Origin of the sequence: Streptomyces sp. SID14478, assembly GCF_010548525.1 — a bacterium.
GTDB lineage: Bacteria > Actinomycetota > Actinomycetes > Streptomycetales > Streptomycetaceae > Streptomyces.
In genome coordinates this window covers 1-2063 of sequence record NZ_JAAGMG010000233.1, presented here as the reverse complement: position 1 = coordinate 2063, position 2063 = coordinate 1, and the positions used below count along the sequence as shown (strand labels likewise).

The following is a 2063-nucleotide window of genomic DNA, read 5'->3' as shown; positions in this document are numbered from 1 at the left end:
CCTCGGTCACGGCGTGGGCGTCGGCGCCCGCCGCGTGCCCCAGGGCGGCGGCCTCCTCCTCGGCCAGCTCCAGCAGGTACTGCGCGCGCTTGCCGAGGGTCTCGTAGGTCTGCGGGGCGAGGTGCGCGACGACCTCACGCAGCCGCTCCGCCTGCGCCTCCATGTCCTTGGCGAGGACGGTCAGCCGCGCCGCCCGCTCCCATGCGTCGTCGCGGGCCCGGGACAGCTCCTCCGCGCGGGCCTCCACCTGCTCGGGCCGGTATCCGCGGCCGCCCCGCCCTCTGGCGACGACGAACCCGTACGGCGACGCCGATGCACCCGAACCGCTCATCTGGATCCCCTCTCCAACGCGACGTGCGTTGTTCTGCGCGACTGGCGACTGGCGACTGGCGCATATCTTTGTGGATCAAGCCGAACCGTCCATAACGCGACACACGTGACACACCGCCCGACCTACTCGGTCAAGGATGCGTCAATTGGAGTCGAAAGTCGGAATCGTGGTGTCGTCGCGCAGTGCGGCGAAGAGCTGCCCGGCCTCGCCCGCGTCCCATTCCACGACGTCACCGACCCCGGGAACGTACGGTTCGCTGCCCACGGGAACGGTCGAGGTCCCCGCCAGATCGGACGCCTTGAGGCCCAGCATGGCCAGCGAGCCGATGCCCGTGTCGGGGTCGACGGTGAGCGCGTCGAGCGAGGAGCTCAGGAAGGGGATCAGCTTCCACGGCGGGACCAGCACCGCCGGGCTGAGCGCCTTGTCGGCGATCGCGTCGACCAGCTGCCGCTGGCGCTTGACCCGGCCGAGGTCGCCCTGCGGGTCGGAGTAGCGGGCCCGCGCGTACTGCAGGGCCTGGACCCCGTCCATGTGCCGGCAGCCCGCGTCGAAGTCCGCCCCGGACTTCTCGTCGTGCAGACCGCCGTCGGGTACGCAGATGCTGACGCCGCCGAGCGAGTCGACGACGTCCACGAGACCCAGGAAGTTGATCTCCGCGTAGTGGTCGAGGTGCAGCCCCGTCGCCTGCTCGACGGTCCGGGACAGCAGCGGGGCGCCGCCGAGCGCGTACGCCGAGTTGATCTTTCCCTGGCCGTGGCCGGGGATCGGGACGTAGGAGTCGCGCGGGATCGAGATCAGGTACGGGCCGCTGTCCCCGTAGTGCAGGATCATGATCGTGTCGGTGTTCTGCCCCTCGTCGTTGCCGACGTGCAGCTCCTTGCGCTGTTCGGGGGTCAGGTCCGCGCGCGAGTCCGAGCCGACGAGCAGCCAGTCCGTGCCCTTGCCGCCCGTCGGGCGGCCGTCGTAGCCGGCGAAGGCGGGCGTCGTCCGCAGCCGCGAATCCGCCCAGAAGTACAGGGCGGTGCCGTATCCGACGAGCAGCACCAGGACGAGGAGCAGCGTCAGCAGGACCCGCTTGGGCCAGCGCCGCTTCTTCGGCGCCGAGGTCTGCGTCTGGATGCCCGCCATGAGCGCATGATCGGGGCGCCCGACCGATCCCGCAGGTCGAGCGCCCCGATCAGCTGTTCCTACGCGCCTACAGCAGGCCGTCCCACATCTGCTCCAGCAGCACCGACCACCAGGTCTCCGGCGAGCCGAGCGCGGCCGGGTCGATCGCGCTCAGCTGCGCCTGGAAGTCGACGGTCCAACGGCCCGCCTGCTCCGGGTTCAGCCCGAAACGCAGCCGCCACATGTGGCCGAGCAGGCCCAGGGAGCGGGCGAACTCGGGCAGCCCGCTGTTCACGAACTGCGGCGGCACCGGCGCACCGCCGGGCCCCGCCTCGACCGGCACCGCCACGATGTGCGCCGTGCCGTACTGGACGCAGAGCGCCTTGCCGAAGTCGCTGCCCATGACGAGGTACGAGCCCGCGTCCGACGCCGGCTGCACCCCGCGCTCCTGCGCGAGCTCGGCCAGGGTCGGCACCGGGCGGCCCGGCTGGGCCTGCGCCCAGAAGAACGGCCCGAAGTCCGCGGGCAGCCCGGCCACGACGAGCGTGTGCGCGACGATGTCCGGCACGCCCTGGCGCGACACGGCCCGCTGGTCGAAGCGGAACACCCCCGGCCCGAACGCGGC

The 2063-nt window shown here is 71.9% G+C and carries 2 protein-coding genes and 1 pseudogene; all 3 read right to left on the bottom strand.

Features of this window, described 5'->3' with window-relative positions; all coding sequences use genetic code 11:
- Nucleotides 1-331 (bottom strand): annotated as a pseudogene (locus tag G3I40_RS08535) (cellulose-binding protein); the annotation flags it as partial.
- Between the two features lie 141 nt (nt 332-472).
- On the bottom strand, nt 473-1459 hold the full coding sequence (locus G3I40_RS08530; protein WP_164301559.1) for an LCP family protein: 987 nt from the start codon (nt 1457-1459) through the stop codon (nt 473-475).
- 67 nt (nt 1460-1526) lie between these two features.
- On the bottom strand, nt 1527-2063 hold a 537-nt coding region (locus G3I40_RS08525; protein ID WP_203643686.1), incomplete at its 5' end, for an SUKH-4 family immunity protein.

Bases quoted from the DNA above. Each gene is read 5' to 3' on its own strand.
- G3I40_RS08530 (WP_164301559.1), bottom strand. From the start codon at position 1,459: ATGGCGGGCATCCAGACGCAGACCTCGGCGCCGAAGAAGCGGCGCTGG.